Source organism: Pontibacillus litoralis JSM 072002, from assembly GCF_000775615.1.
Taxonomy (GTDB): domain Bacteria; phylum Bacillota; class Bacilli; order Bacillales; family BH030062; genus Pontibacillus; species Pontibacillus litoralis.
Window position 1 is genome coordinate 1 of the sequence record NZ_AVPG01000034.1, and the last position, 24,622, is coordinate 24,622.

Annotated in this window: 24 protein-coding genes and 1 pseudogene; 15 read left to right on the forward strand and 10 right to left on the reverse strand. The window is 35.4% G+C overall.

The features are described from left to right. Positions 1-49 precede the first annotated feature (49 nt). Positions 50-235 carry a hypothetical protein gene (locus N784_RS14700; protein ID WP_036836114.1) on the forward strand — a complete coding sequence of 62 codons (186 nt, stop codon included), beginning with the start codon at positions 50-52 and terminating at the stop codon, positions 233-235. A gap of 356 nt (positions 236-591) precedes the next feature. Here N784_RS14700 and N784_RS14705 read toward each other — a convergent pair whose 3' ends face one another. After that, on the reverse strand, positions 592-1,494 hold the full coding sequence (locus tag N784_RS14705; RefSeq protein WP_036836115.1) for a helix-turn-helix transcriptional regulator: 903 nt from the start codon (positions 1,492-1,494) through the stop codon (positions 592-594). A gap of 165 nt (positions 1,495-1,659) precedes the next feature. Here N784_RS14705 and N784_RS16435 point away from each other — a divergent pair. From N784_RS16435 to N784_RS14720, 3 genes and pseudogenes are all read left to right on the forward strand, one after another. Next, a pseudogene (locus N784_RS16435) lies at positions 1,660-2,022 on the forward strand (plasmid recombination protein); the annotation flags it as partial. A gap of 83 nt (positions 2,023-2,105) precedes the next feature. After that, positions 2,106-2,618 (forward strand): hypothetical protein, encoded by a 513-nt coding sequence (locus N784_RS14715; protein WP_156965284.1) that lies wholly within the window; start codon positions 2,106-2,108, stop codon positions 2,616-2,618. A gap of 18 nt (positions 2,619-2,636) precedes the next feature. Next, positions 2,637-3,191: a hypothetical protein gene (locus N784_RS14720; RefSeq protein WP_036836116.1), complete on the forward strand. Its 555-nt coding sequence runs from the start codon at positions 2,637-2,639 to the stop codon at positions 3,189-3,191. Between the two features lie 67 nt (positions 3,192-3,258). On the opposite strand, the gene htpG is transcribed toward N784_RS14720, so the two are convergent. Then, a complete protein-coding gene (htpG, locus tag N784_RS14725; RefSeq protein WP_036836117.1) occupies positions 3,259-5,139 on the reverse strand; it encodes a molecular chaperone HtpG in 1,881 nt (626 codons plus the stop codon). Between the two features lie 218 nt (positions 5,140-5,357). Between htpG and N784_RS14730 the strand changes: the two genes are divergently transcribed. Further along, entirely contained in the window at positions 5,358-6,311 is a 954-nt protein-coding gene (locus tag N784_RS14730) for an IS30 family transposase (RefSeq protein ID WP_084600291.1), read from the forward strand. Between the two features lie 379 nt (positions 6,312-6,690). Here N784_RS14730 and N784_RS14735 read toward each other — a convergent pair whose 3' ends face one another. Then, positions 6,691-7,134 carry a hypothetical protein gene (locus N784_RS14735; RefSeq protein ID WP_036836118.1) on the reverse strand — a complete coding sequence of 148 codons (444 nt, stop codon included), beginning with the start codon at positions 7,132-7,134 and terminating at the stop codon, positions 6,691-6,693. A gap of 148 nt (positions 7,135-7,282) precedes the next feature. On the opposite strand from N784_RS14735, the gene N784_RS14740 reads away from it, so the two are divergent. Next, positions 7,283-7,810 carry a peptidase gene (locus tag N784_RS14740; protein ID WP_232306040.1) on the forward strand — a complete coding sequence of 176 codons (528 nt, stop codon included), beginning with the start codon at positions 7,283-7,285 and terminating at the stop codon, positions 7,808-7,810. A gap of 305 nt (positions 7,811-8,115) precedes the next feature. Here the strand turns inward: N784_RS14740 and N784_RS14745 are convergent, their stop codons facing one another. After that, entirely contained in the window at positions 8,116-9,210 is a 1,095-nt protein-coding gene (locus N784_RS14745; RefSeq protein ID WP_036836120.1) for a tyrosine-type recombinase/integrase, read from the reverse strand. A 158-nt stretch (positions 9,211-9,368) separates the two neighbouring features. On the opposite strand from N784_RS14745, the gene N784_RS14750 reads away from it, so the two are divergent. Beyond that, entirely contained in the window at positions 9,369-10,310 is a 942-nt protein-coding gene (locus N784_RS14750) for a helix-turn-helix domain-containing protein (RefSeq protein ID WP_036836122.1), read from the forward strand. Between the two features lie 9 nt (positions 10,311-10,319). Here the strand turns inward: N784_RS14750 and N784_RS14755 are convergent, their stop codons facing one another. Further along, a complete protein-coding gene (locus N784_RS14755; protein WP_036836123.1) occupies positions 10,320-11,426 on the reverse strand; it encodes a GerAB/ArcD/ProY family transporter in 1,107 nt (368 codons plus the stop codon). 162 nt (positions 11,427-11,588) lie between these two features. Here N784_RS14755 and N784_RS14760 point away from each other — a divergent pair, with 162 nt between their 5' ends. Then, positions 11,589-15,245 carry a dynamin family protein gene (locus tag N784_RS14760; RefSeq protein WP_036836124.1) on the forward strand — a complete coding sequence of 1,219 codons (3,657 nt, stop codon included), beginning with the start codon at positions 11,589-11,591 and terminating at the stop codon, positions 15,243-15,245. Between the two features lie 107 nt (positions 15,246-15,352). Here N784_RS14760 and N784_RS14765 read toward each other — a convergent pair whose 3' ends face one another. The 4 genes from N784_RS14765 to N784_RS14780 all read right to left on the reverse strand — a co-directional run bounded on the left by N784_RS14765 (position 15,353) and on the right by N784_RS14780 (position 18,215). Next, complete coding sequence (locus N784_RS14765; protein ID WP_052127360.1) at positions 15,353-16,186, reverse strand: MurR/RpiR family transcriptional regulator; 834 nt, start codon at positions 16,184-16,186, stop codon at positions 15,353-15,355. A gap of 54 nt (positions 16,187-16,240) precedes the next feature. Further along, complete coding sequence (locus N784_RS14770) at positions 16,241-16,525, reverse strand: hypothetical protein (RefSeq protein WP_198134440.1); 285 nt, start codon at positions 16,523-16,525, stop codon at positions 16,241-16,243. Positions 16,526-16,595: 70 nt separating this feature from the next. Further along, positions 16,596-17,882, reverse strand: a complete 1,287-nt coding sequence (locus tag N784_RS14775) for a PTS sugar transporter subunit IIC (protein ID WP_036836129.1) — start codon at positions 17,880-17,882, stop codon at positions 16,596-16,598. Positions 17,883-17,909: 27 nt separating this feature from the next. Beyond that, positions 17,910-18,215: a PTS sugar transporter subunit IIB gene (locus N784_RS14780; RefSeq protein WP_036836131.1), complete on the reverse strand. Its 306-nt coding sequence runs from the start codon at positions 18,213-18,215 to the stop codon at positions 17,910-17,912. Positions 18,216-18,340: 125 nt separating this feature from the next. On the opposite strand from N784_RS14780, the gene N784_RS14785 reads away from it, so the two are divergent. From N784_RS14785 to murQ, 5 genes are read left to right on the forward strand one after another with little or no spacing between them, the layout of a single operon-like run. After that, positions 18,341-18,682 (forward strand): PTS lactose/cellobiose transporter subunit IIA, encoded by a 342-nt coding sequence (locus N784_RS14785; RefSeq protein WP_036836132.1) that lies wholly within the window; start codon positions 18,341-18,343, stop codon positions 18,680-18,682. Further along, positions 18,679-19,764 carry a DUF871 domain-containing protein gene (locus tag N784_RS14790; RefSeq protein ID WP_036836133.1) on the forward strand — a complete coding sequence of 362 codons (1,086 nt, stop codon included), beginning with the start codon at positions 18,679-18,681 and terminating at the stop codon, positions 19,762-19,764. Before N784_RS14785 ends, N784_RS14790 begins: the two co-directional genes overlap by 4 nt. 3 nt (positions 19,765-19,767) lie before the next feature. After that, positions 19,768-20,673, forward strand: coding sequence for an N-acetylglucosamine kinase (locus N784_RS14795; RefSeq protein ID WP_036836134.1), 906 nt, complete (start codon positions 19,768-19,770; stop codon positions 20,671-20,673). Further along, positions 20,670-21,806 carry an anhydro-N-acetylmuramic acid kinase AnmK gene (anmK, locus tag N784_RS14800; protein ID WP_036836135.1) on the forward strand — a complete coding sequence of 379 codons (1,137 nt, stop codon included), beginning with the start codon at positions 20,670-20,672 and terminating at the stop codon, positions 21,804-21,806. Before N784_RS14795 ends, anmK begins: the two co-directional genes overlap by 4 nt. Before the next feature lie 25 nt (positions 21,807-21,831). Continuing rightward, on the forward strand, positions 21,832-22,734 hold the full coding sequence (gene murQ / locus N784_RS14805; RefSeq protein WP_036836136.1) for an N-acetylmuramic acid 6-phosphate etherase: 903 nt from the start codon (positions 21,832-21,834) through the stop codon (positions 22,732-22,734). 41 nt (positions 22,735-22,775) lie between these two features. On the opposite strand, the gene N784_RS14810 is transcribed toward murQ, so the two are convergent. Beyond that, positions 22,776-23,504, reverse strand: coding sequence for a SurA N-terminal domain-containing protein (locus N784_RS14810; protein ID WP_269745342.1), 729 nt, complete (start codon positions 23,502-23,504; stop codon positions 22,776-22,778). A 574-nt stretch (positions 23,505-24,078) separates the two neighbouring features. On the opposite strand from N784_RS14810, the gene N784_RS14815 reads away from it, so the two are divergent. After that, entirely contained in the window at positions 24,079-24,279 is a 201-nt protein-coding gene (locus N784_RS14815; protein ID WP_036836139.1) for a cold-shock protein, read from the forward strand. A 68-nt stretch (positions 24,280-24,347) separates the two neighbouring features. Continuing rightward, a complete protein-coding gene (locus N784_RS14820; RefSeq protein WP_198134441.1) occupies positions 24,348-24,554 on the forward strand; it encodes a cold-shock protein in 207 nt (68 codons plus the stop codon). Positions 24,555-24,622: the final 68 nt, after the last annotated feature.

Sequence of the window (24,622 nt, forward strand, 5' to 3'; positions counted from 1 at the left end):
AACTGTTGCACTTAATTTGACAAACTAACAAGATGTAAAAGGATCACAAGTGAATCAACATAAGATTAAAGACAAATTAATTAATATGGAAGAACATAAAGATAAAAATGTTAATCTAGACAATCTGACTAGCCACTTTCCGGATATTAACGAAAAAGAAGCAGAGATAAAAGAATCAGCAGAAAAGAAGCAACAAAGAAATATGAAAAAATTGCTCGATGAATTTGATCTTTAACATCGTTAAAAGAGTAGAGAATGGAATGCATTAATGTCTTTTCTATTTTGCCTTAGCATTGTTTATTGGGTAATCGGAAAATAGTATGGAAAAATAATATTACTTCTTTTTATGATTCCTACCTGTTATCCTGTTTGTTCCACAAACGCGCCCGTTCGTAATATAAGGTTAACCAGATATTTATGGTTGACCTTTTGCGGTACTATTCCTGTCTTAAATTATTATCTTTTTCCTTATCTTCTCCAAATAAAAACCCAAGTCCAATAAGAAAAGTGAGCGAATTAACAATTAGTAATAGAACTGATAAAAACTTCCTCACGGCTAATTAATTCCTCCTTTTTCAAATTGGTTTTCCATCATCTGGCAGCAGTATTATCTTCAAAATTTAAATTTACAGGTTCATTAGATAAACTTTCTGTGGGGCTTTGTTCTGTTACTGGAACACTATCGTCTACAACTTCAAAACCAAGTTTGTCCATCCAAATTTGACCAGAACCATTTAACAACACACCGAATGCTATTACTTCACTTTTTATTGGAATATCCAATACAACGCTAAAATGATTCCATTCGTTAGTTCCTTTGATTGGACGATTCATCATATTATCAAAAGCAAGGACTTCTCCAGAAGAATGATCGACCCGCATCCACAAGCCAGCACTTTCTTTAACATCTATACTCTTCACAAATGCGGAAAATCGAACCCGTTCTCCTCGATATTTATCTGACTTAATTTGTTGCATCAAAGTTGCAAAACTTCTTGCTTTTTCATCCTTTGATTTCAAATATGCCGAGTAATTACCGCTATGTACAACACTGTTATCTAAACCAGTTTCATAATTAAATGGCGATTCCCCCGTCATAATCCAACCGTTAGGTGCGTTACTTTTTGTACTCACAATGAACTCTCCTTTGCTAACTAATTTTCTAAGCAGTTTCCGATAATCTCCTGGTGTTATGTCGTAAACTTTCTTAAAGGCTCTTGTAAAAGATTCCTGCGAATTAAATTGATAGGTCATAGCTATGTCAATCACTCTTTGATCCGAAGTAATTAACTCCCTCGCACTTTGGGTCATTCGCCGTTCTCTTATATATTCAGCAATTGACTTCCCAATAATCATTCGGAAAATACGTTGAAAATAAAATCTCGAATAACCAACATGTTCAGCTAAAAGGTTGATCTGTATCTCATTAGTCAGATGTTGTTCAATATAATTTAATGATCTTTGAATAGCCTTTTCATGGTATTTATAGGACATTTGGTCACCTCTTAACCTTATGAACCCAGTATAACTAAGTATTTTTCAAGTAACTTGATTTTTTGTGCTAATGTTATAAAGGCGCAAATCTAAAATTAAGATATAATTCAGCTAGCGTTCCTCCTAATTCTTCTCTTATATCCAGTATACCTAAAGGTTGCCAGTCGTTTTGGAAAGCAAAATGTTGCTCATGCAGTAGTACATCGAGATGAGAAAACGCCACACTTACATATGTGTTGTGCCAATGCGTGATGGAAAATTACAAGGGAAAAATGTATTTAATCGGCAAGAATTATTATGGATCAAGATAAATTTCCAAAGCATACGCAAAATCTTGGTTTTAATTTAGAGCGTGGGGAGAAAGGTTCAAATCGTGAACATGTTTAAACTGCCAAATTTAAAAAACTAACGTTAGAAAAAGAGATTAATTCGTTAGAAAAAAGTCTTGTTTATAAAAAAGGTGAACTGACTGCGTTTAGCAAGAAAGTGGAATCAAATTTGAGTGTAACAGCAAAAAGGCACATGAAATTTTTCAAACCATTGATTCACAATTTTCAGAATGTTATCATTGTATGGGAGCAAGGTATACATTATAAAAAGGAGGTTTCTAGTTGATTAAAAACCAAGTAAAGCGATTATCCCTCGTTGTTTTTACTACTTTGGTGATGGTGTTTAGTAATGCAATGTTTGTTGCTGCTGATGACTTGACACCTCGATATGACCCATATAGGGGGTGGGAATACCACATGTCTACAATGAATAGGGGATTAGACATTGATTGGTCTCACACACACAGAAATCCCGGATCCACAACGGATACTGTAACACACTCAGTAACTAGGACACAATCTAGCCATGCTTCTGTCTCTTCCTCAGCAAGCTTTAACACCATGGTTGCAGAAGTGGGGGTCGGAACAGAGGTAGGCTTAGGTCAGAGTAGATCTATTACCACTTCAATTACGTATACGATTCCGCCTTATACGACATACAAACTCCGGCATGGAAGTAGAGAAGTAAAAACCTCAGGGTATGAAGTGTATTATGATAGAGGAATCGAAGTAAAACGAAATTGGGTATCTGGTGAATGGACGTACTCAGGTTATTCAGATAAAATCAAACGTTAAAAGGAATGGCTTACTACAATGAAAAAAAAGATTAAAGCCCTTGTTGCTCTATGCTTATTAATAATGACCATTAGTTGCTCAAACTCCGAGGCAAACGAGAAAGCAACACTACCTGAAACAAACCCTCAAGAGGAAAATAAACAAGAACAGGTTCTGTTAGATTATGGCGAAGAATTTATCCCTCCTCATTTTCAAGTAGAAAAATTTTCTCTCCAAGTAAATGACAATTCTTTATATTTTGAAGTTGACTATGTATACGATCAGCAACTCTTTACCTTCCTACAAAATCATCAACCAACTTATTACTATGCAATTCAATACCCTCCTGAAGTGAAAGAGCTATTGTCTAAAAAACAAAGTGCCTGGGTTGAAGGACCAGTAATCTCAGATGATGTAACAAAAAGAAATTATGAACTTACAATTGAAGAAGAAATATCTGATTTATCCGCAAAACAAATAACTTCTTTTGAAAACCAATTAGAAGGCTATAAATTAATTGTATTTAACAGTGAAAAATACCCCATCCATATAATCAACGACCTTTATCATTACCAATATTTTGAACTCAAGTGATTTCGTGAATGAAGCAATGTATATATAACAAGGAGCCTTCCTGTAATAAGGAGGCTCCTTTCCTATGTTATACCATCACTTTACACATGTCATTTGTGAATGAAACTGGGTCTTCAATTGGTAAGCCTTCAATTAGAAGAGCTTGATTGTATATTAAATTTGTATATAGCGCAAGTTTGTCTTTGTCTTGCTCCTGAGCTTGCTTAAGAGAATGGAATACTTCGTGATTTGCATTGATTTCTAATATTTTGTCCGCTTTGATGTGTTGATTATTCGGCATTGCATTCAGCGTTTTTTCCATTTCAATCGTTATGTCACCATCTGTCGCAATACATACTGGGTGCGATTTCAGTCGTTTGGATAAGCGAATATCTTTTACTTTACCTGCTAATATTTCTTTCATGGAATCAAGCAGTTCTTTGTGTTCTTGAGGGTCTGCATCATTAGAATTGTCTTCTTCCTTATCTTCAATGCCTAAGTCGCCACTAGATACGGACTTAAATTCTTTCTCGCTATACGTCATGAGCATTTTAATAGCGAACTCATCGATATCTTCTGTAAAGTATAAGATTTCATAGCCTTTGTCTAGAACCATTTCCGTTTGCGGCATTTTCTCAATGCGGTCAATCGAATCACCAGAAGCGTAATAAATATATTTTTGATCTTCTGGCATTCTGGACACGTACTCATGTAATGTAATGCGCTTTTTCTCTTTAGAAGAGAAGAACATCAGTAAATCTTGTAAAGCTTCTTTATTAGCGCCGAAGTCACTATACACTCCGTATTTTAATTGACGACCAAATGCTTCATAAAATTTCTCGTATTTCTCACGGTCTTTCTTCAGTAGGCTTTGCAGTTCATTTTTAATTTTCTTACTTATATTTTTCGCAATGAGCTTTAATTGACGGTCTTGTTGCAGCATTTCACGAGAAATATTCAAGGATAAATCTTCGGAGTCGACCATTCCTTTTACGAAGCTAAAATGGTCTGGTAATAGGTCTGCACACTTATGCATAATCAACACGCCATTGGAGTATAGTTCTAATCCTTTTTCGAATTCTTTCGTATAATAGTCAAAAGGCATTGTTTCTGGAATGTATAAGATAGATTGATAACGGATTGTGCCGTCTACACTTAGGTGAATAGATTTAAGCGGCGTGTCAAAACCATAGTGTTTCTCTTTGTAGAACTGCTCATACTCTTCATCTGTCAATTCTTGTTTATTTTTTCTCCATATTGGTACCATACTGTTGACTGTTTTCTCTTCAATCACTTCTTCGTATTCATCGTCGGTACCTTCGACTAGCTTACTTTCTGTAGTCTCCATTTTAATAGGGTAACGAATGAAGTCGGAATACTTCTTAATGATCGATTGTAGGCGATGCTGTTCAACATATTCATCATAATTGTCATCTTCTGTATTCTCTTTCAACTTCAGAGTAATTTCTGTACCGACAGCGTCTTTTTCACATGGTTCGATTGTATAGCCATCTGCACCAGAAGATTGCCACTTATACGCTTCATTACTACCAAGTGCTTTTGTCGTTACGGTTACGACATCAGCTACCATAAATGCAGCGTAAAATCCTACACCAAATTGACCAATAATATCATATCCGTCTTTCACTTCATTTTCCTTTTTGAAAGCGAGAGAACCACTTTTGGCAATCGTACCAAGGTTATTCTCAAGTTCTTCCTTCGTCATACCAATACCCGTATCGATAATCGTCAATGTTCTGTCATCTTTGTTTGGAACAATCTTTATGTAGTAACTATCCTGGGCGAACGTTAATGATTCATCAGTTAACGCTTTGTAATAAATCTTATCAATGGCATCACTTGCGTTAGAGATTAATTCACGTAAGAAGATTTCTCTATTGGAATAAATAGAGTTAATCATCATGTCTAGTAATCGCTTGGATTCTGCTTTAAATTCTTTTTTTGTCATATATGTTACTCCTCTCAAAACTCTTTAGCACTATGGTTGATCAAGTGCTAATTATTATTTATCATATTCTACTGTTAAAATCAACAAATAACTAAATCGGTGAGAGTATAAAATATTTTGGTTAGTTGTAAAATGAAATGCATAAAGAAAATATAAAAAAATCATGTAGATACGATATACTTAAAAGTGACCAAACCATTAAGTAAAGGAGTATCTACATGACCGAAACTAATTGTACCACAACTAAGAGAACGTTTAAACACCTAACAGACATCCAAAGAGGCCGACTCGAAGAAATGTCAAAGTCAGGAAATTACACCCAAGCCGAAATGGGAAAAGAACTAAACGTAAGCCAATCTACCATATCGAGAGAACTAAAACGTGGCAGAACACGTCAAATGGCATCTAATCATACTTATTATGACCGTTACTTAGCTGATGCTGGAACTCGTGTTTATCAAGGGAATAGACAGCTTTGTCATGCAAAAGACTACCATAAATACTCAGAGACCTTCTTTACTGAATTACCTAATGCGATTCTTTCAACAAAACAAAATCCACGTGAACATAGTGTTGATACCTTCGTTCATGCTTATCGAAAAAATCATCCAGAGGAACACGTTCCTTGTACCAAAACAGTCTATACATTGATTGATCAGGGCATTCTTCCTGTTCGAAATATCGACCTGCCAATGAAAACCCGAATGAGACCTAGAAAGAAACAGCCTTCCGATCCAAAGGGAACCAATTCGAAGCATCTAGGTCGAAGTATCGAAGAAAGGGACGAATCTGTTCTTTCACGTGAAGAAGTTGGGCATTGGGAAGTAGACTTAGTACTAGGCAAAAAGGCAAAGGGAGAACCCGTTATTATCACCATGGTTGAGAGACAAAACAGAGTCCTTCTGACAAAAAAGGTTTGGAGTAAGAATGCTGATGATATTCAAGAAACAACGCTAAAACTGATGAAACAAGTAGGTCTAGAATGCTTCAAAACACTAACTACGGACAATGGTTCAGAATTTTCTACGCTGGCTCTTATAGAGGAAGAAAATCAAGATATACAAGTATTCTTTACACATGCCTTTGCCTCATGGGAAAAAGGCACCAATGAGAGACACAATGGGCTTTTAAGGGGATTTATACCTAAAAGGAAAGTCACTAAAAGGTCTTAAATATACGGACTTACAAGCTTATACAGATGCCATCAATAATCGACCAAGAAAAATACTAAATTATAAGACACCTAGAGAATCTTTAATCGAAGCACTACAACGCCCAGATGCTGATTAATTGTTTTTCTTGGCTAAATAGGATCATTCATGAAGGAGAGGGTTAGAGAATCCACTGAACAAAGTCGTGCTAACCTCTGTTATTATTGACTTTTTAAGAAAATCGCTATCTCATAAGGTTTTTATTAAAAACTATGCATTTGACTTTACAATTGAGGATGACTTTCTATTTTTTAAGCTGTAGCACTTAATTATACAATGGACCTTTATTTACGAATATAAACTCAATAAAGCATTAAAAAAACTGACAACCGTTTACCCATCAGTTTATAAGGGACATGTAAAGACAGTATTTTAAACTTGCTAGAAGTTTAACCTTCTTCTTTTCCGCTATATATATATATATATTATCGTCAACCTTAACGAGGATTAAATCAGTACCTTCATCATTTTCCGGTTTATAGATTTTGGTGTCTTTGGGTAACTTTGTTGCTACACCGTTATTAAAGACATCTCCCTCTGTATATACATGGTCAACTCTTCCCAATTCATCACCTAAAGATTCAGTATAATCTTCAATTGAATCATCTCTCTCATATACTCTTTCATTAATCACAAGAATGTCTGCATTTGGATTGTCTTTTAAGATTTCTTCTGCAATAACCTGAGTGGTAGTCTTTTCTTCAATAGTATTTTCATTTGAATCGTTACACGCAGATAATAATATTATTGAAATGAGACAGAAAAATAATAGTCTTAACTTCATTTAAAAACCTCCTTCTCTTAGTCAATTATATTATAAACAAAATGAAAATATTTACAAAACGATGAATTCTAAAAATTTCATAAACTTGACTCAATTAGTAATAACAATTTGAGTAGTGTTAAAATTAAATCTTTTGAGGAGGATAAGAATGAAAATAAGCAATATGAAAGTTTCAATCCTTATTTATTTGGCTCTTTCTACAATTCTAGTTTTCTCAAGTTTCCAGACAGCCGATGCATATGTAAGGGAAGGGTGGAAATTTTATTCAAAAAACATGACTTATAAGTGGGGCAATAGACTAGATGATTGTTCTTCCTGTACTATAAAAACCGGATGGATAAATTCTACTTCAGCTTGGAAAAATTCGAATGGAATGAATCTTTATTACCACAAAAATTCCGTGAACATTTTAAACAGTTGGTCTGAAAAATCCTCTACTTATTACGGAAGAATGACAACAACTTATAATAAGACCACCAAAATTGTTACAAAGCTAAAAGGTGAAATAAACGCTGGGAATACAAATATTACAAAAAGGAATGTTGCTAAAAGTACCGCAGTTCATGAATGGGGACATGCTATGGGAATAGGTCACAATTCGGGAAATTCTATTATGAATAGTAACAGGAATCGTACTAAAGTACACAATCCTACAACGGATGATAAACCATGTTGAAATCCAAGTTAGTGATGGAATTTCTGGAATGAAACTAAATGACTTGGAAAAGTTGATAAAAAGTTATCATTAGAGTCAATTTCATAATTGCTCTTTTTAAAAATACAAATACTGACAGAATTTCGAAATTGTATTAAAAAAAACAGTTAAATATGGAGGAGAACCAACATGATATGGTCCATAATAATATTATGTTAACTAGAGAAGCGGTGGCCCTTTTACGATTAGTTGATTAATACACTATGTGGACCATAATGATATTATGTAAACTAATAAAACTACATTAACGGACAAATGTAGTTTTATTAGTTCATAAATGTACCACCAATTTTTATAGCAGCATGATCTTTAAATTTCCTCGTTCGGCGTAAATATTGATCCGTCGTAACGGAGGATTCATGATCCAGTAGATCTTGTATGGCCTTTAAATCGGCTCCTTTAGCAAGATAGTAACTAGCGGTGTAGTGCCGGCAAGTATGAGGGGTAATTCTAAACTTAATAGGCGTACCATCACTTTTCATTTGTTGTTCCATATCCATTCTTCGTTTGATAAATGGAAAGATGTCCGCTAAGGCCTGAATTTGCTTAGTAAATTCATTGCTTAAATACTTAAAATGATACGAATCACCATTAGGCTTTGGGAATAGGGCAGTCCCATCATCGACAAGTACGCTAGAAAATCCGCGGCGAGCTCGGAATTCTACTAACACATCCAGCACTTCATCAAATAATGGTACTTCTCGCATTTTATCTCTTTTTCCGATAACTGAAATGAAGTGAAGCTGCACGTCAGGATGGTAATACACCCCGGACCATTTCGCTTTAGCGAGTTCTTGAATTCGTAAACCTGTGGAGACAAGTACAAATAACAACGTGTACATAAACCAATCATGCTGTTTAAAATGGTTTAACAATGCTTCAACTTCTTCCTCATAAAAATCTCGATTCACAAGCTGTTCCTTCTTTACGGCTACTCGCTTCATACTTTGTGTTAAATCTTCGTGGACAATATTACGCTTGTACAAAAATATTAGAAATGACTTAATAACTGTTGTTTTGCGCCGAATGGTCGTTGGTTTGTATGCTAATGTTTCTAATTCTAGTTGATAATTCGCTAATTGCTCATGATGAATATGGCGAACAGAAGGAGAGAACTGCTGTATGTATTGCAGGAAATGGTGAATATCTCGAAAATACTCTTTTAATGTCGATGTTTTTCTTTTTGATCCTAATGTTGGTTCATCATGTAAAAATAAATAAAGCAGCCATTCATCAGGTATGCGTTCCCAATCAATATGACGATAGCCATGTGCGACGACTTGTTTGTATAACGTGTCGTCTCTCCAATCATACGGACTAGTAGGGAATGATAAGGTTCCATTACGTAGTGACACGTTCATAGCAATACTCCTTACAAATAATATATTAATAATTTTATGCTATCATATTATTTTGTATTGTACATAGAAAAATTGATTATTATTCTATTTTAAATTACAATTATATATAAAGATAGAATGCGTGACTATATTTTATTAAATGTAATTGAGGTGATTATGTGTATTACTCCATTGAACAAGTAGCAGCACAGTTACATAAAACAAAACGACAAATTCAATATTTAATTCAACAAGGGCTTGCAAATCCAATGAATAAGGACACCTATAGAAGAGATGGAGGATATAGGTTTACAGAAGAAGAAGTTGAAAGAATAATAGATCACTTTTCTATGGAAGGGCTAACCGTTAAGGAAGCAGCTCGGTATCTAGGAATTACGCCGCAATATATCATGCATTTCGTTAAAAAAGGAGAGCTAAGCAGCCTGGTAACATATAAAGGTAAACAAAAACGACGTTACTTTACAAAAGAAGAAATAGATAGATTTAAGAATATTCTGAACGACACGCGAGAAGTAAATCAAGAAGGTATATATGGGAGGAAGGTACAACTAATTTCGCGAGAGGCTCATATTTTTGAAGAGACTTCTGTGAATGGCTCTATGGCAAGGGTTATAAGCATTTCACCACTTCAAGTTCTAACTGAAGAAGGGGAATTTATTGCTGTTGAACACATTCCATCACTTATAAAGCCATATGATAAGAAAGTTATTCGAAAAAGAGGATTTGTGGAATTTCAGTTTCCAATCCCAAGACATTACAAACATCCTGTTTACCAAGTGTTGTTTCAAATCATACAACAGTTAGGAGAGAGAAACATTCAAATATATGAACAAGCCTATGGTGATTATTACGTTCGTTGTCGATTAGGATCTGTTCAACTAACAGAAGAAGAATATCGTATACTACAACGACATATTGTGAAAGGGGAGATGGAATATCGTAATGGTAACATTTACTTTCATTCTGGAGAAGTGCAGAAAACGGTATATGTGCCGAAAATGTTGTATGAGCAAGTCATGATTTGGGCTGATAAAAAAGAGAATACATTTGATGAAATAATGTGCAAAGCATTAGAGCGTTATATAAATGAAGAAAAGTAGACCTCACAGCTACTTTTCTTTCTCGTTCGTTAGTTTTCTCCATTTAGCTACAACTAAAATCACCATTGGTAACACGAAACAGAGTATGAATGCGTGTAACCATAGAATATCTTTGTCAAATTGGATTAAAAAATCATTACTTGGATCGATGATGATAGTTACGGCAACGATCCACATTCCTAGAGGTAAAGTGAATGGTTTATACTGCTTCACCTGAGCTAATTTTGCTATACCGATAACAAGAACATAGTATAAAATGATTAATCGAACGAACGTGGAAACGAACCAAAAAGCAGAAATCAATGCTTCGATGCGTTGGATAAATTGCCCTATTTTGATTTTGGTTGCAACTTCATAAGTAGGGAATAATGAATTACGAGTACCATCTGCGCCTAATACTAAAATGCATAAAATAGTCATAAGAAACAAAAGGAAACCAGCTATAAAATAGGCAATATAAAAGGTTCTCCCTCTATTTTCAGTCTGATTAAGGTTAGGGAATATCATTAAAAATGCAGCAGATCCGATTAGTGGAAATCCGATTAATGGTAAGGAACCGGATATTACTGGACCTATGCCGTCTTCCAATATTGGTTGCAATTGCTGAAACTTCACTAATGGGATTGTCGATAAAAAGAAAGAGAATACAAGAATAATTAAGATAGGTATAATGATTTGTGTGGTGCGCGAAAATACTTCTAAGCCCAAACGACAAGCAATAATAATACCAGTCATTAAAACGATGTATACAGCTTCTATAGGGGTACCAATCAAAAAATGTGTTGTTAAGAAGGAACCAATATTAAACAATGTCAAACATACTTCAAGCGCAATATACCCAAACAAAAACATGAGTGAGAATAGTTTGCCAATCCATTTTCCGAGCACCATTTCACTATATTCGACCATTGTCAGAAATGGAAAGCGTTTCGCTAAATGATGGAACACTATAATAGCTGGAAACGTTAAGGCTATAGCCAAAATCACGGACAACCACGCATCTCGATTCGCTTCCATTGTCACAATAGATGGCATAAAGATAATAGCACTACCTACATTAAACAAAATCACTAAAAGCATAAATTGTTGGAGGCTAATCTTCTCTTTTCCAGTCATGGATGTTCGCCTTTCTTCCTTGTTTCTCTCTATCTTCACCCGATTCCATACTATACATACATTTTGAATAACTTCTAGGAAAAACAGAAGTTATCCTATTCATTCTAGTTTTGATGTCTTAAAATAAAGGGGAATGGAAATTAAAGAAGGAGTTACATAAATATGAATGTCAAAGTGAATCAAAGCAATGATCAAATCTTGTCCATTACCTCAACTTTATATCATTTGTTACTAGAAAATAATGCAAATAAAGAAGCAAAGAAAGCGCTTGATTTAATAGAGAAAATCCAAACAGAAACATTTGTTATTGGATTTGCTGGTCACTTTTCAGCTGGAAAATCAACGATGATTAACACGTTATTACAAGAAGCAATATTACCTTCAAGCCCGATTCCGACAAGTGCAAATTTGGTGAAGGTGAAGAAAGGACGTGGTCTTGCGCGTGTTAGTTTCGTTGAAGGAAACCCTATAGAAATTGCTGAACCATATGACATGGACACATTAAAGTCGCTTTGCGTTGATGGTGATGCTATCCGCGAGATAGAACTAGAGAAAGCTGCTACTATGCTTCCGAAAGGTGTCATTATAATGGATACACCAGGCATTGACTCTTCTAATGATGCAGATCGAATCATGACAGAATCCGCTCTTCATATAGTAGATGTGCTCTTTTATGTTATGGACTACAACCACGTTCAGTCAGAAGTAAATTTGGCCTTCTTAACAGAAATGCAGCACAAGGGCAAGCCACTTTACATTGTCATTAATCAAATAGATAAGCATCAATCGAAGGAACTTACCTTTGAAGCGTTTCAACAAAGTGTTTATGATTCGTTTCATGAGTGGGGGATTAAACCAACAAAAGTCTATTTCACATCTTTAAAACAACTTCATCATCCTGAAAATCAATATGAAGCCTTACAGCAAGAAATACATCAATTAATGGATGCTAAGCTTCAGTATGTGTACCAAACGGTGAAGGATGCTTGTGTTACAATTACTGAAGAACACCTTAAACAACAGACGGAATATGTTCAAGAGGAAATTGCCTCCTTACAATTAGAAGCAGAGCAATTAAATGTGACATTCGAAGGATCTAGTTCAGACATGTATAACGAAATGAACGAATTAGAGCAGCTTGCTACAGTATCTGAACAAGAAATGTTGCAGCAGATTCAATCTACGTTACATAATGCTTATATCATGCCATATGAAACAAGAGAAAAGGCACGATTATGGGTAGAATCGATGCAAGCAGATTTCAAAATAGGTATTTTATTTACAAAAAAGAAAACAGAAGATGAGCGACAAATAAGGTTACAACAGTTTTATCAAGAGTTGATGGAGAAGGTAACAGCTAATTTGCAATGGCCGGTACGCAATAAATTAGTCGAAACAGCCAAACAATTTAAGGTACTTAATGAATCCGTCTTACAACCTATGCAATCGTTAACTATTTCATTTGAACCGGAGGACGTTAAAGCTTTATTAAAGACCGGAGCTGGAAGCGGTGGAGATTACATTTTACACTTTACACAAGATGTTGCTACTGAAGTAAAGAGAAGATACAAACAACAAGCGATTCATTACTGGCAACAAGTGAAAAATGTATTAGAGAAACGAACAGAAACAGAGATAGATACGTATAAGGCTCAATCGAATGAATTACAAAAACAAGAAGAAATCACGACTACAATCCAACATTGGGAACAGATGATGACAAAGCAAAAAAAGTCCCTGCAATCTGTTTTGGCTGGAGAGCTAGTCCATCAAAATAGTATCGAGGAGGCAATGCAAGCTTTGATTGCCCGAGACAATCGTGTTCAGCAAGTAGAATCATTGGATGCGTACATGAAAGAAGACAAGCCGAATACTACTGTGGAACAGACGGAAAAACAATCTAAAGACGTAGACGCTCAAATAAGCGCAAAGCATGCTATAAATGTGTTACAACGAACTCATTCTTTATTAGATGATATGCACGGGTTTAACTCAGTGAGAAAGCACTTACTGGAGAAAAAACAGCGGATTGAAACAAAGCATTTTACTGTTGCCTTGTTTGGCGCTTTTTCAGCAGGGAAATCATCCTTTGCAAATGCATTGCTCGGCGATGATATTCTCCCTGTTTCCCCCAACCCAACTACTGCAGCTATTAACAAAATTTCACCATCTAATCAACAGTTTGCTCATGGCACAGTAGAGGTGAAAGTAAAGTCGGTCGAACATTTAATCGAGGATATACAATATGCCGTTGCCCCTATCCAACTTCAGTCCACGTCATTAACTGGTCTAGTTGAAGAGATATCACAATTGCAACATACAAAGCAACTAAGAGAAATCGACCAAAAGCGACTGTCATTTATTCGTGCAATGGTTGCTGGATTCGAGGATATGAAGGAACATGTTGGGGATACGATAACAATTAACATGGATCAGTTCGCAAGTTATGTAGCAGATGAAACGAAATCTTGCTTTGTAGAATGGTTACACTTATATTATGACTGTCCTTTAACCGAACAAGGTATTACAATCGTTGATACGCCTGGAGCGGATTCCGTTAATGCAAGGCATACAGAAGTTTCCTTTGAATATATTAAACAAGCGGATGCCATTTTATTTGTAACGTATTATAACCACGCTTTTTCAGGTGCAGATAAAGACTTCTTAATGCAGTTAGGACGCGTGAAAGATGCTTTTAGCTTGGACAAGATGTTCTTTATTATCAATGCAGCCGATTTAGCGGAAACAGAAGCAGATCTAAAACTTGTAACCAATTATATGCAAGAGCAATTAACTAAGTTTGGTATCCGTAATCCGCGTCTGTATGCAATGTCTAGTTTAATGGCAATGAAAGAAAAGCAAGGACTACCGTTAAAAAGCCACCCTGTATTACCTTCTTCCGGCATAAAGACATTTGAGGGAGATTTTTATCCTTATATGAAGGAAGATTTAACAGGATTGCTAACCCAAGAAGCTATGTATGATGTCCATCGCGTGAAGGACCGCATCGATCAAATGATGAAGTCCGCCTCATTAGACAAAAGCGAAAAAGATAAAAAGCGGGAAAAACTACGCGAACAGACAGAAATAATGAAGCAGATAACAAGTCAACTAGATACTAGCCGTTACCATCAAGTGGTTGAACAAAAAATCGAGAAACAGACGTATTACGTAGCTGAACGAATGGGACTCCGTTTCGGCGACTTCTTTAAAGAACATATTAACCCTTCTACAGTAATGGGAAAAGGTGCACAAGGAAAAGAACAACTTCAACGAGCAATAGAGCAATTAATCAATCACATTGGCCATGAATTAATGCAAGAAATCCGTGCGGTTAGTTTGCGAATTGAATCTTTTTTGCATCTATATAGCTCAGAAGTATTATTAGAATTACAGCATCATCTTCATCAAATAAATGAAGATTTAGCACTGGCACATCCAGTAAATCAAACATATATCACACCGGAGATTGAACAACCATTTAACGATTTTCCTTTAACGCTTTTTAAAGAGGAGTTACAGCGATACAAAAATCAAAAAGAGTTTTTTGAAGGCAATGACAAAGATAAGGTAAGAGATTCTATGCAGGTAAAGATGAAAGAACGTATCGAGCTATACATGAAAGAGCAAACAACGATGTTAACGAAATATTATGGACCACAATGGGACGAAAGCTTGAACGAATTACAAAAGCAAACGATAGCTACGATTCAAGAGTATGAAGAAGGAATGCTTTATTCCCTTCAAGAAGGGATTGAAATAGAAAAAGTAAAACAAAAACAAATACAATTAAGGAAAATTTATCAGGAAACTACTTAAGTACTTAGAAATGATGTTGTAAAAAGAATTCCACAAATCATCCTCGAAGAAGCACAAGGTTTAAACGTGCTATTCGAGGATTATTTATGTACAAATTGTTTCACATCTTAGTAAGGGGATTGTTTATTCTGTATGGCATGTTTCGATTGATCGAGTGCATCAATTACAGTGTCGAAATTATTTGATACATATGTCATAAATAAAATGTCAATAACAAGTAGTTGAGCTAATCGAGAGGAGGTTGCGGCACTTCGACTGATGGCTTCATGCGTTGAAGCTGCATATAAGTTAATGTCTGCTAATTTAGATAATGAATTCGTTCCATACTTCGTAATACTTATTGTTGGAATGCCTTTTCTTTTAGCTAACTTAATAAACTCGATTGCTTCTTTTGTTTCACCAGAAAAAGAGATGATGATGGCCACATGTTCTGAGGTTGCGTTGGAAAGAGCCGTAAATGATAAGTGCACATCATTTAATGCAAAAGCATATAAACCCGCCCGAAGAAACTTTTGCTGCGCATCGAACGCTACAAGACCAGATGCACCTACTCCAAACAAATGAACGGCTTTTGCTTTTTTTAGTAATTCTGAAGCTCTTTCAATGTCTTTGGAACGAATCAATTCTGAAGTTTCCTCAATGATATAAATGCTATTTTGTGACATTTGCATAATGATATCTTTAGTTGATTCATTTTTCGTAATATCCCGATAGGACTTTGGTTTCGAAGTTTGTAAATCTACTGCTATTCTCATTTTCAATTCTTTAAATCCATTAACATCAAGCGACTTACATAAACGAATAACTGCAGCTGCACTCGTTAAACTATGATCCGCTAATTGTTTCACAGTCATAGAAACTACTTCATGCGGGTTATTCAAAATATATTGCGCAATTTTTCTTTCTGAGGTAGGGAGTTGATTTTGGATACTTTTCAACATCGTCAATCCACCTGAGGCGTTAGGCATAAACTAAAAACTCCTTTCATACAAACTCTAAAGTATATATGATAACAAAAAACTTAACGCATGTCCGATAACGGCTCCTAATAGCCAGCGTTTTACTTTCACACGTCGATTGATTACTTGATCATCTACTTTTGTTAACACGATTCCAATTGCTAAAGTTGAAGTAACTCCCATTGCCATAAACATACTAAATTCTTCTGATAAATTAAATATACTAGATAGTGTTGGTTGTATAGCTAATAATCCAATTGCTAAAAATAATACCAATATACTAACACCTTTAAAGCTTATAGACGGTAGTGGGGAATTCAATAGAATCCATCCTTTCATCGTTAAAAAGGAGAGATGAATTTGTTCTCTCTCCTTTTTAACTAGCTATATATTAAGCATTTACAGTTTCATTTTGTTCCTCATTCGTTTCTTGCTCAAGAAGCTTATTATCATAAATCTTGAAAAACGGCGTATAGATAATGACTGAAATAGCAATGTTAATTAAAACAAGTAATACCGCATTCCAATCGCCACCAGTAGCGAGAAATGCACCTATTGGAGCTGGTAGCGTCCATGGTGGCATTGTAAAGGTAGGTGTTACAAAGCCTAATACTACTGCAAAATAAGAAAGTGAAGCTGTTACAAGCGGTGTAATAATAAATGGGACAATTAAAATAGGATTTAATACAATTGGTGCCCCGAATATAATTGGCTCATTTATATTAAATAAACCTGGTATTGCAGAAGTTCTTCCTAATGTTTTTGAATACTTAGACTTAGCAAATAGTAACATAGATATAATTAATCCTAAGGTTGCTCCCGCTCCACCAATCCAAACAAACCATTGGAAAAATGTCTCTGGAGCTACGTGAGGCAATGTGCTTGCGCCTTCAGCAACTGCTGCTGAGTTTTCTACTAAATAAACTTCCCATAATGGACGGGCAATTGTTCCAACAATCGATACACCATGAATACCGAATGACCAGAAGAAAGTAATAAGAAATACAGGTAGCATAACTCCAAAGTAACTGTCACCAGCGGCAACTAATGGAGCTACCATTTTTTCCACTAATTTATGCAGGTCAACCCCTAAAGCTACTGTAACTAGTGAGATAGATACGATTAAAATGGCAACTGGTATTAAAGCTTCAAATGAACGTGATACAGAAGCTGGAACTTGAGGTGGCATTTTAATCGTAATGTTTTTTGTTTTACAAAATCTTAATATTTCAACAGCAAGTATCGAAACGATCATGGTAACAAATAATCCATTTCCTCCCATGGGCGTCATCGGTAACGTATACCCAACACCTTCTACTACTTGAGGTGTAATTGTTAATAATAGAGCTGCTGTAGCCATCTGAGCTCCAGATAGCGGATCTAAATTATAACTTTTCGACAAGTTATAACCAATACCAAATGCGATATAGAGTGACATAATAAACATCGTCATTCTATATGGAATCAATATATCTGTTACGTTGTTCGCAGCCCATTCAGCTATCAACCAATCTTCAGGTACTGGTGGGAATGCTAAAATTAAGAAAAATGATCCTACTATTATAAATGGTAATGCAGAAATTACCCCATCACGTACAGCTTGTAAATGTCGCTGTTCCGCCAATCTTGCCATTGGTCCAGATAGTTTCTTGTCTAACCAATTCGCAAAACCTCCCATGTTCATTCCTCCAATCGAACAATTCCTTTAATTTAAAATATCATCCATAGCTTGTAGTAATTTTGGTCCACCCATTGGTGTATAAGCTTGAGGTGGTATTTGCCCACAAGGTACCCCAACTTTTACTGCTTGTTCTTTTACTTGGTCAAAACGATGACGAATTTGTGGTGCTACCATACATACAGACCAACCATTTGAAATTTCTTGCTCTACCTCATTTGTACCAATTGCTTTTACTTCTAGTTCCCTACCCTTTTTAGCTGCCTCTTTCTTTAAGGCTTCTACTACGATTGCACTAGACATTCCACCGGAACATACAAATAGTACTTTCATAAATAATTCCTCCTTTTTTATAATGCGCTTACATTTCTATTAAAGTATATGCTATAATGAAACAAAATTTCAATATAAATTATTAATTTTTGAAATTTAATTACACATACAAAGGAGAATTTGTCATGAATCATTCAAAAGAAAGTGAAATTTTTGAAATAATTGCTCATGGTGGTAATGCAAAAAGCCTTGCATATGAAGCATTAGCAGCTGCAGAAGAACAGTTATACGAAATAGCGGAAACAAAATTTGCAGAGGCTAAAACGGAATTAACAACGGCTCATAAAACACAAACAAAGCTTATTCAAGAAGAAATTAATGGAACACCTATTCAACTTTCCTTATTAATGATTCACGCGCAAGATCATTTAATGACATCTATTAGTGAAGTGAATCTAATCGAAAAAATGATTAAAATGACGAAACGTTTAAACCAATTAGAAAATAAAGAGGAGGAAAACGCATGAGACGCTTAGGATTATCTATCTATCCAAATCATTCAACTATTGAACGAGATAAGCAATATATCGAGCTAGGAGCTAAATATGGCTTTTCACGTTTATTCACTTGCTTATTATCCGTTGATGGAGATAAAGAACAAATTATGCATTCATTTAAAGAAACGATTTCATTTGCTAAGCAATGTGGAATGGAAGTTATTGCGGACATCTCTCCGAGAATTTTTAAAGAGTTAAACATTAGTTATGACGACTTATCATTCTTTGCTGATTTAGGAACGGATGGGATTCGTTTAGATATGGGTTTTACTGGGCGTGAAGAAGCTCAAATGACATACAATCCTTATGATCTTACTATAGAGTTAAATATGAGTAATGCTACGAAATATATAGACAACATTTTAGCCCATAAGCCAAATTTAGATAAATTAATTGGTTCTCATAATTTTTATCCACATCGTTATTCAGGGCTTTCTTACTCCTTTTTCGAAGAATGTAGTTTGAAGTTTAAAAATGCTAACATGCGTACGGCTGCATTTATTTCTTCTAATGATGCTACATTCGGTCCGTGGCCAATCATGGAAGGGCAACCTAGTTTAGAAGAACATCGTGATTTACCAATTGATGTTCAGGCTAAGCATTTATTCGCAACTGGTTTAATAGATGATGTCATCATTGGTAATGCGTATGCATCAGAGAGTGAATTAAAGAAGCTATCTGAAATCAACCGCAACAAGCTTACTTTCTCCATTGAAGTTGAAGAGGAAACAACGGATTTAGAAAGAACGATTTTATTTAACGAGCCACACTTTTACAGAGGTGACGTCTCCGACTATTTAATTCGATCGACACAAAGCCGTGTAAAATACAAAGCACATAACTTTCCTTCTCATACAACTAGAGATATTAGGCGAGGAGATGTATTGATTGAGAACAATGGTTATGGTCAATATAAAGGAGAATTACAAATTGCTTTGAAGGATATGAAAAATAGCGGGAATACCAATGTTGTTGGTAGAATTCGCGAAGAAGAAATTAGATTACTGGAATTTTTGAATCCTTGGCAAGTTTTTGCGTTATCGGAGATGTAAATTATGACTTATTTACTTGGACTAGATGTAGGAGGAACCTCTACAAAAGCCGCGATTGTCCATGGAGAAACAGGTGAAATTATTTATGAAACTACAAGGGGGTGTGGGAACCCTGTAGTAGATTTCCATCATGCCATATTCAATATAGAACAAGCTATATTAGATTGTGCAGCACAAATTAATGAGGATGTCGAACAAGTTATTATTGGGATGGCAGGCTATGAAACACTAAAAGAAAATATTTCATTCTCGGAATCGATTTCAACATTAGGAAGGCTACCAATAGTGGTTGTAAGTGATATTGAGTTAGCCTACCAATCTGCTTTCTCTGATCAAAGTGGGGTACTAGTCGTTTCTGGTACAGGATCCGTTATGCTTGCCAAAACAAAGGATTATAACACTTATTTAAGAGGCGGTTGGGGGCATCTGCTTGGTGATCATGGAAGTGCTTATCACATAGGGGTATTAGCCATCCAAACTTTACTAGAATCATACGAAAGAAATATTTATTTAGATTTTCAAGTAGCTCTTAAGAACGAAATTGATTGTCATTCCGCCACTGATGTAAAAAAATGGTTTTATTCAAAAAATAAATCCGATATAGCTTCTTTAGCTCATTTTATAAATCGTTGTTCAAATAATGGCAATAACATCGCTCAAAACATTTTAAAAACAGCGGCCAAAATGTTAGCTAATGAGGTTGAAACACTCCTTAACGATATAGAATCCATTGAACCATTGCCTGTTCAACTATACGGTAGTGTGCTGAAACATAACGAAATAATTCAAGGCGAGATTATGAATAGTTTACTAAAGCTTAAAGGGGTAGAAAGTGTTCAAATGCTTGATAAGAACCCAATATTAGGTGTTATTTCTATCTATAACAAAAGTAGGGGGGATACAAAGTGAAAGTTGCAGGAATTATGTCTGGAACATCCCTAGATGGGATAGATGTAGCTATTATCGAAATCAATGAAAGCAATCTCACTTCACCTAACTGTTTATATTTTGCCACTTACCCATTTGAAGAGGAAGTAAAGCAAAGAATTCATGATGCGATGTCAGATACGTCTACTACGCCTGCTTTGTATAGTAGTTTACATATGGAGTTAGGCTTTATCTTCGGTAGATGTGTAGTGAAAGCTTGTAAGGAAGCAAATATTCCATTAGATGAATTAGAATTAGTGGGGTCTCATGGGCAAACGGTTTATCATTTACCAAATCCAACACCGTCCCAGTACTTATCAACACTTCAACTGGGATCTCCTGCACCAATAGCACATTTAACACGTGTTCCAGTAATATCAGACTTCCGTTCAATGGACATGGTTGTAGGAGGGGAAGGAGCCCCTCTCGTACCATATGTAGATCATCTTTTATACAAACATGAACAATTGAATCGTGCACTACAAAATATTGGCGGTATTGGTAATGTGACTATTGTATCTAGTGATAATGATTCAGAGATTATAGCTTTTGACACTGGTCCTGGAAATATGATTATAGATCGTGTTTGTGAACGTTTATTAGCACAATCGTACGATAAAAACGGAGAGTGGGCAGCAAAAGGAAAAGTAGACTACCAACAAGTAAATGAGTGGTTATCAGATGACTATTTCCTAAAAAACCCACCTAAATCAACAGGAAGAGAAAAATATGGGATTTCATTTACAGATCAATGGCTTTCAGAAAGGAGGAACTCAAATCCTGAAGACTTAATAGCTACAGCAACTTATTTCACTGCCAAAAGTATTGAACAGTCGCTAAGAATGCACGTCTTACCAAAAGCGAAAGTTGATGAGCTAATTATTTCTGGTGGAGGAAGTTACAATCATACACTAATCAAGATGATACAACAGTTGCTTCCTGAAATTAATGTGATTACGCAGGAGGATATTGGCTATTCATCAGAAGCGAAAGAAGCAATAGCCTTTGCCATTTTAGCATATCAAACATTTCATAAACGACCTAGTAATGTTCCTTCTGTCACAAGAGCAGAGAAAGCAGTTATTCTTGGTTCAGTAACCTATCCTACCCCATAAGTTGAAAAAAATGGAGGAATCAACAATGAAAATTAGCAACATTTCAACAGAAAAAAGAAATAACAATACATTATCTATCGACCAGGCAACTAGCTTGGAAATAGTGTCCATGATGAATGAAGAAGATACAAATGTGCCCAATGCTATTAAGGATATACTTCCTGCTATAGCTGAGGCGATTGATGGAACCGTTGATCGAATGAAAAAAGGAGGCAGATTAATCTATATTGGTGCTGGCACAAGCGGGCGTTTAGGAATATTAGATGCGGTGGAATGTCCGCCAACATTTAGTACTTCTAACGAGGTGCAAGCGGTTATAGCTGGTGGAAATCATGCTATGTTTAAGGCTTTCGAAGGTGCGGAAGACGATGAGGAACAAGGTGCTAAAGATTTAATAGCACAGCAAGTAAATGCTCAAGATATTGTTGTAGGTATTGCTGCAAGTGGAAGAACACCTTATACAATTGGTGGCATGAAAGAAGCGAAAAAAAATGGCGCATTCGTTATAGCGGTTGTATGCTCTCATCATTCTGAAATGGCTAAAATTGCTGATATTCCTTTAGAAGCAAATGTAGGTCCAGAAGTGATAGCGGGCTCTACTCGTCTGAAAGCAGGAACAGCTCAAAAACTCATTCTCAATATGCTTTCTACAGGTACAATGATTAAATTAGGTAAGGTATATAGCAATTTAATGGTCGATTTAAAACCATCTAATTACAAATTAAAAGTCCGTTCCATCAATATAATTATAGAAGCTACAGGTGCATCAGAAGAAGAAGCTCGCAAAGCATTAGAAACATATGGAACGGTAAAAGGTGCGATTGTCTCGATGTTAACTAATTTAGAAGGAGAGCAAGTGTTTAAAGCTTTAGAAAAACATCATGGTCACATTCAAAATATTATAAAAGAAGTAAATAATATTAAATAATACTACAATAAAAGCAGCCGACATTACGCCGACTGCTTTTATTATGCTTCTACTTTAATGTCAATTTCACTTTCTTCCCGAAGTTTATTTACGACGTTTTGCTGTTGTTCCATCTCTTTTTCTCTTAATAATTGTTGTTCTAAATTTTGTTTAGCATCTTCAAACTTCGGTACTTCTGGCATTTCTTCTTCGGTTTGCTTCCTTGTTTCTTCATAATCTTTCTTCATTTGCTCATAAGCATCTTGCAACTCTTTTTCTGTTACTTTTGCTGATTCCGTATTCTCTTTAAAGTATTGTTCAATTAGTAAGTTTTCTCGTATGCCTTCTTTCGCTTCTTCTTCTGTCACATTATTTTCTTCTAACGCTTTAGTAAACTTATCTTCACCGATTTGCTCTTTAAGACCATTAAACTGCTCGTTGACCTTCTCTTCAGGAGCTTTAATATTCTCTTCTTCAGCTTTTTGCAGAACAAGCTCCGTGTTGATTAACAAATCTATAATGTCTTTTTTTAATGTTGTTTCTAGCTCATCTGTCATGTCGATACTTTGCGATAAGCGTTCTTTTTGCGATTCATAATTTTGATTAAATTCATCCATTGAAATTTCTGTACCGTTTACAACAGCGGCAACGTCACCTTCTGATTCATTCCCACAAGCTGCTAAGGCAAGTACAAGGAACGCACCTATTAAGAAGGATGAAAGCTTCCTATTCCATGTCACTAAGAACATCTCCTTTGACCTAATATCATTCTGTTTGACTTTATCATACAACTAAAGGGATTGTAAAACATTTGTGTATGGCAACCCAAAATGATGCTTATTTGGTCTGATCGTGCTTTGAATTATATAAACGAATCAATTTCAAAATTCAACTATTCTTATTGTTATCCGAAAAATTCATTTCGGGGGAGAGGAATTTATTTCGCTTAAGGAGTGGTTTTCTGTGGGCATGGTTCTAATCTTCCAAGGTCTCGAGGACTCATACTAAAACTGTGATTCAAGTTGATCTGGTCTAGACAAGAATAATATAATCTCCACACATAAACAGGTAGGTAAAGGAATAAAATAAAACGAATATGCTATAATATCCATTGATAACGTTTAATTTTAAAATCTTTCCAGTATAAACTTGACTTTTCCATTCAATACAAGTAACATGGAATTATATTGTTAAAATCGTTGGTAAAGCCAAAGTGAATTTTATAATGTTTAGTTGCTGAAATTGACATGAACTCATCTATTATAAAGAGTGATCAATTTTATGTGATGCTTTTTGTAATATGTGAGTTTTTTTATTTAAGAAAATGTAGCATATTAAGAATTTTAGCAATGGAGGTTTTCTCTCATGAAAACAGGTACAGTTAAATGGTTTAACGCAGAAAAAGGGTTTGGATTCATTGAAGTTCAAGGCGAAGACGATGTTTTCGTACACTTCAGTGCAATCAACCAAGAAGGTTTCAAATCTCTTGAAGAAGGTCAAAGTGTAGAGTTTGAAATTACTGAAGGTAACCGCGGACCACAAGCTGCAAACGTTACAAAGTTATAGTATGAAAGAAGCTACCAAGTTCGGTAGCTTTTTCATATAAATACATCAATTCCGAGGGAGGCATTCAGATGGCGTTTGGTAAGAGAAACCAAAAAGAGGTTGTAAAAGAAGACGTGAAAATCTGGGAGTGTACATCTGAGGATTGTAATGCGTGGATGAGAGATAACTTCAAAAGTGAAGATACTCCTAAATGCCCAATTTGTCAAAATGACATGACCACAAACATAAAAGAGTTAGAAGTAGTTGAAAATCATAGTGGCAATTGGAAAAAGTAATACAATGTGTAAGGCTAACGAAAATCGATCGTTAGCCTTTTTGATGTGCGCCCTGCATGGGCGGAAAC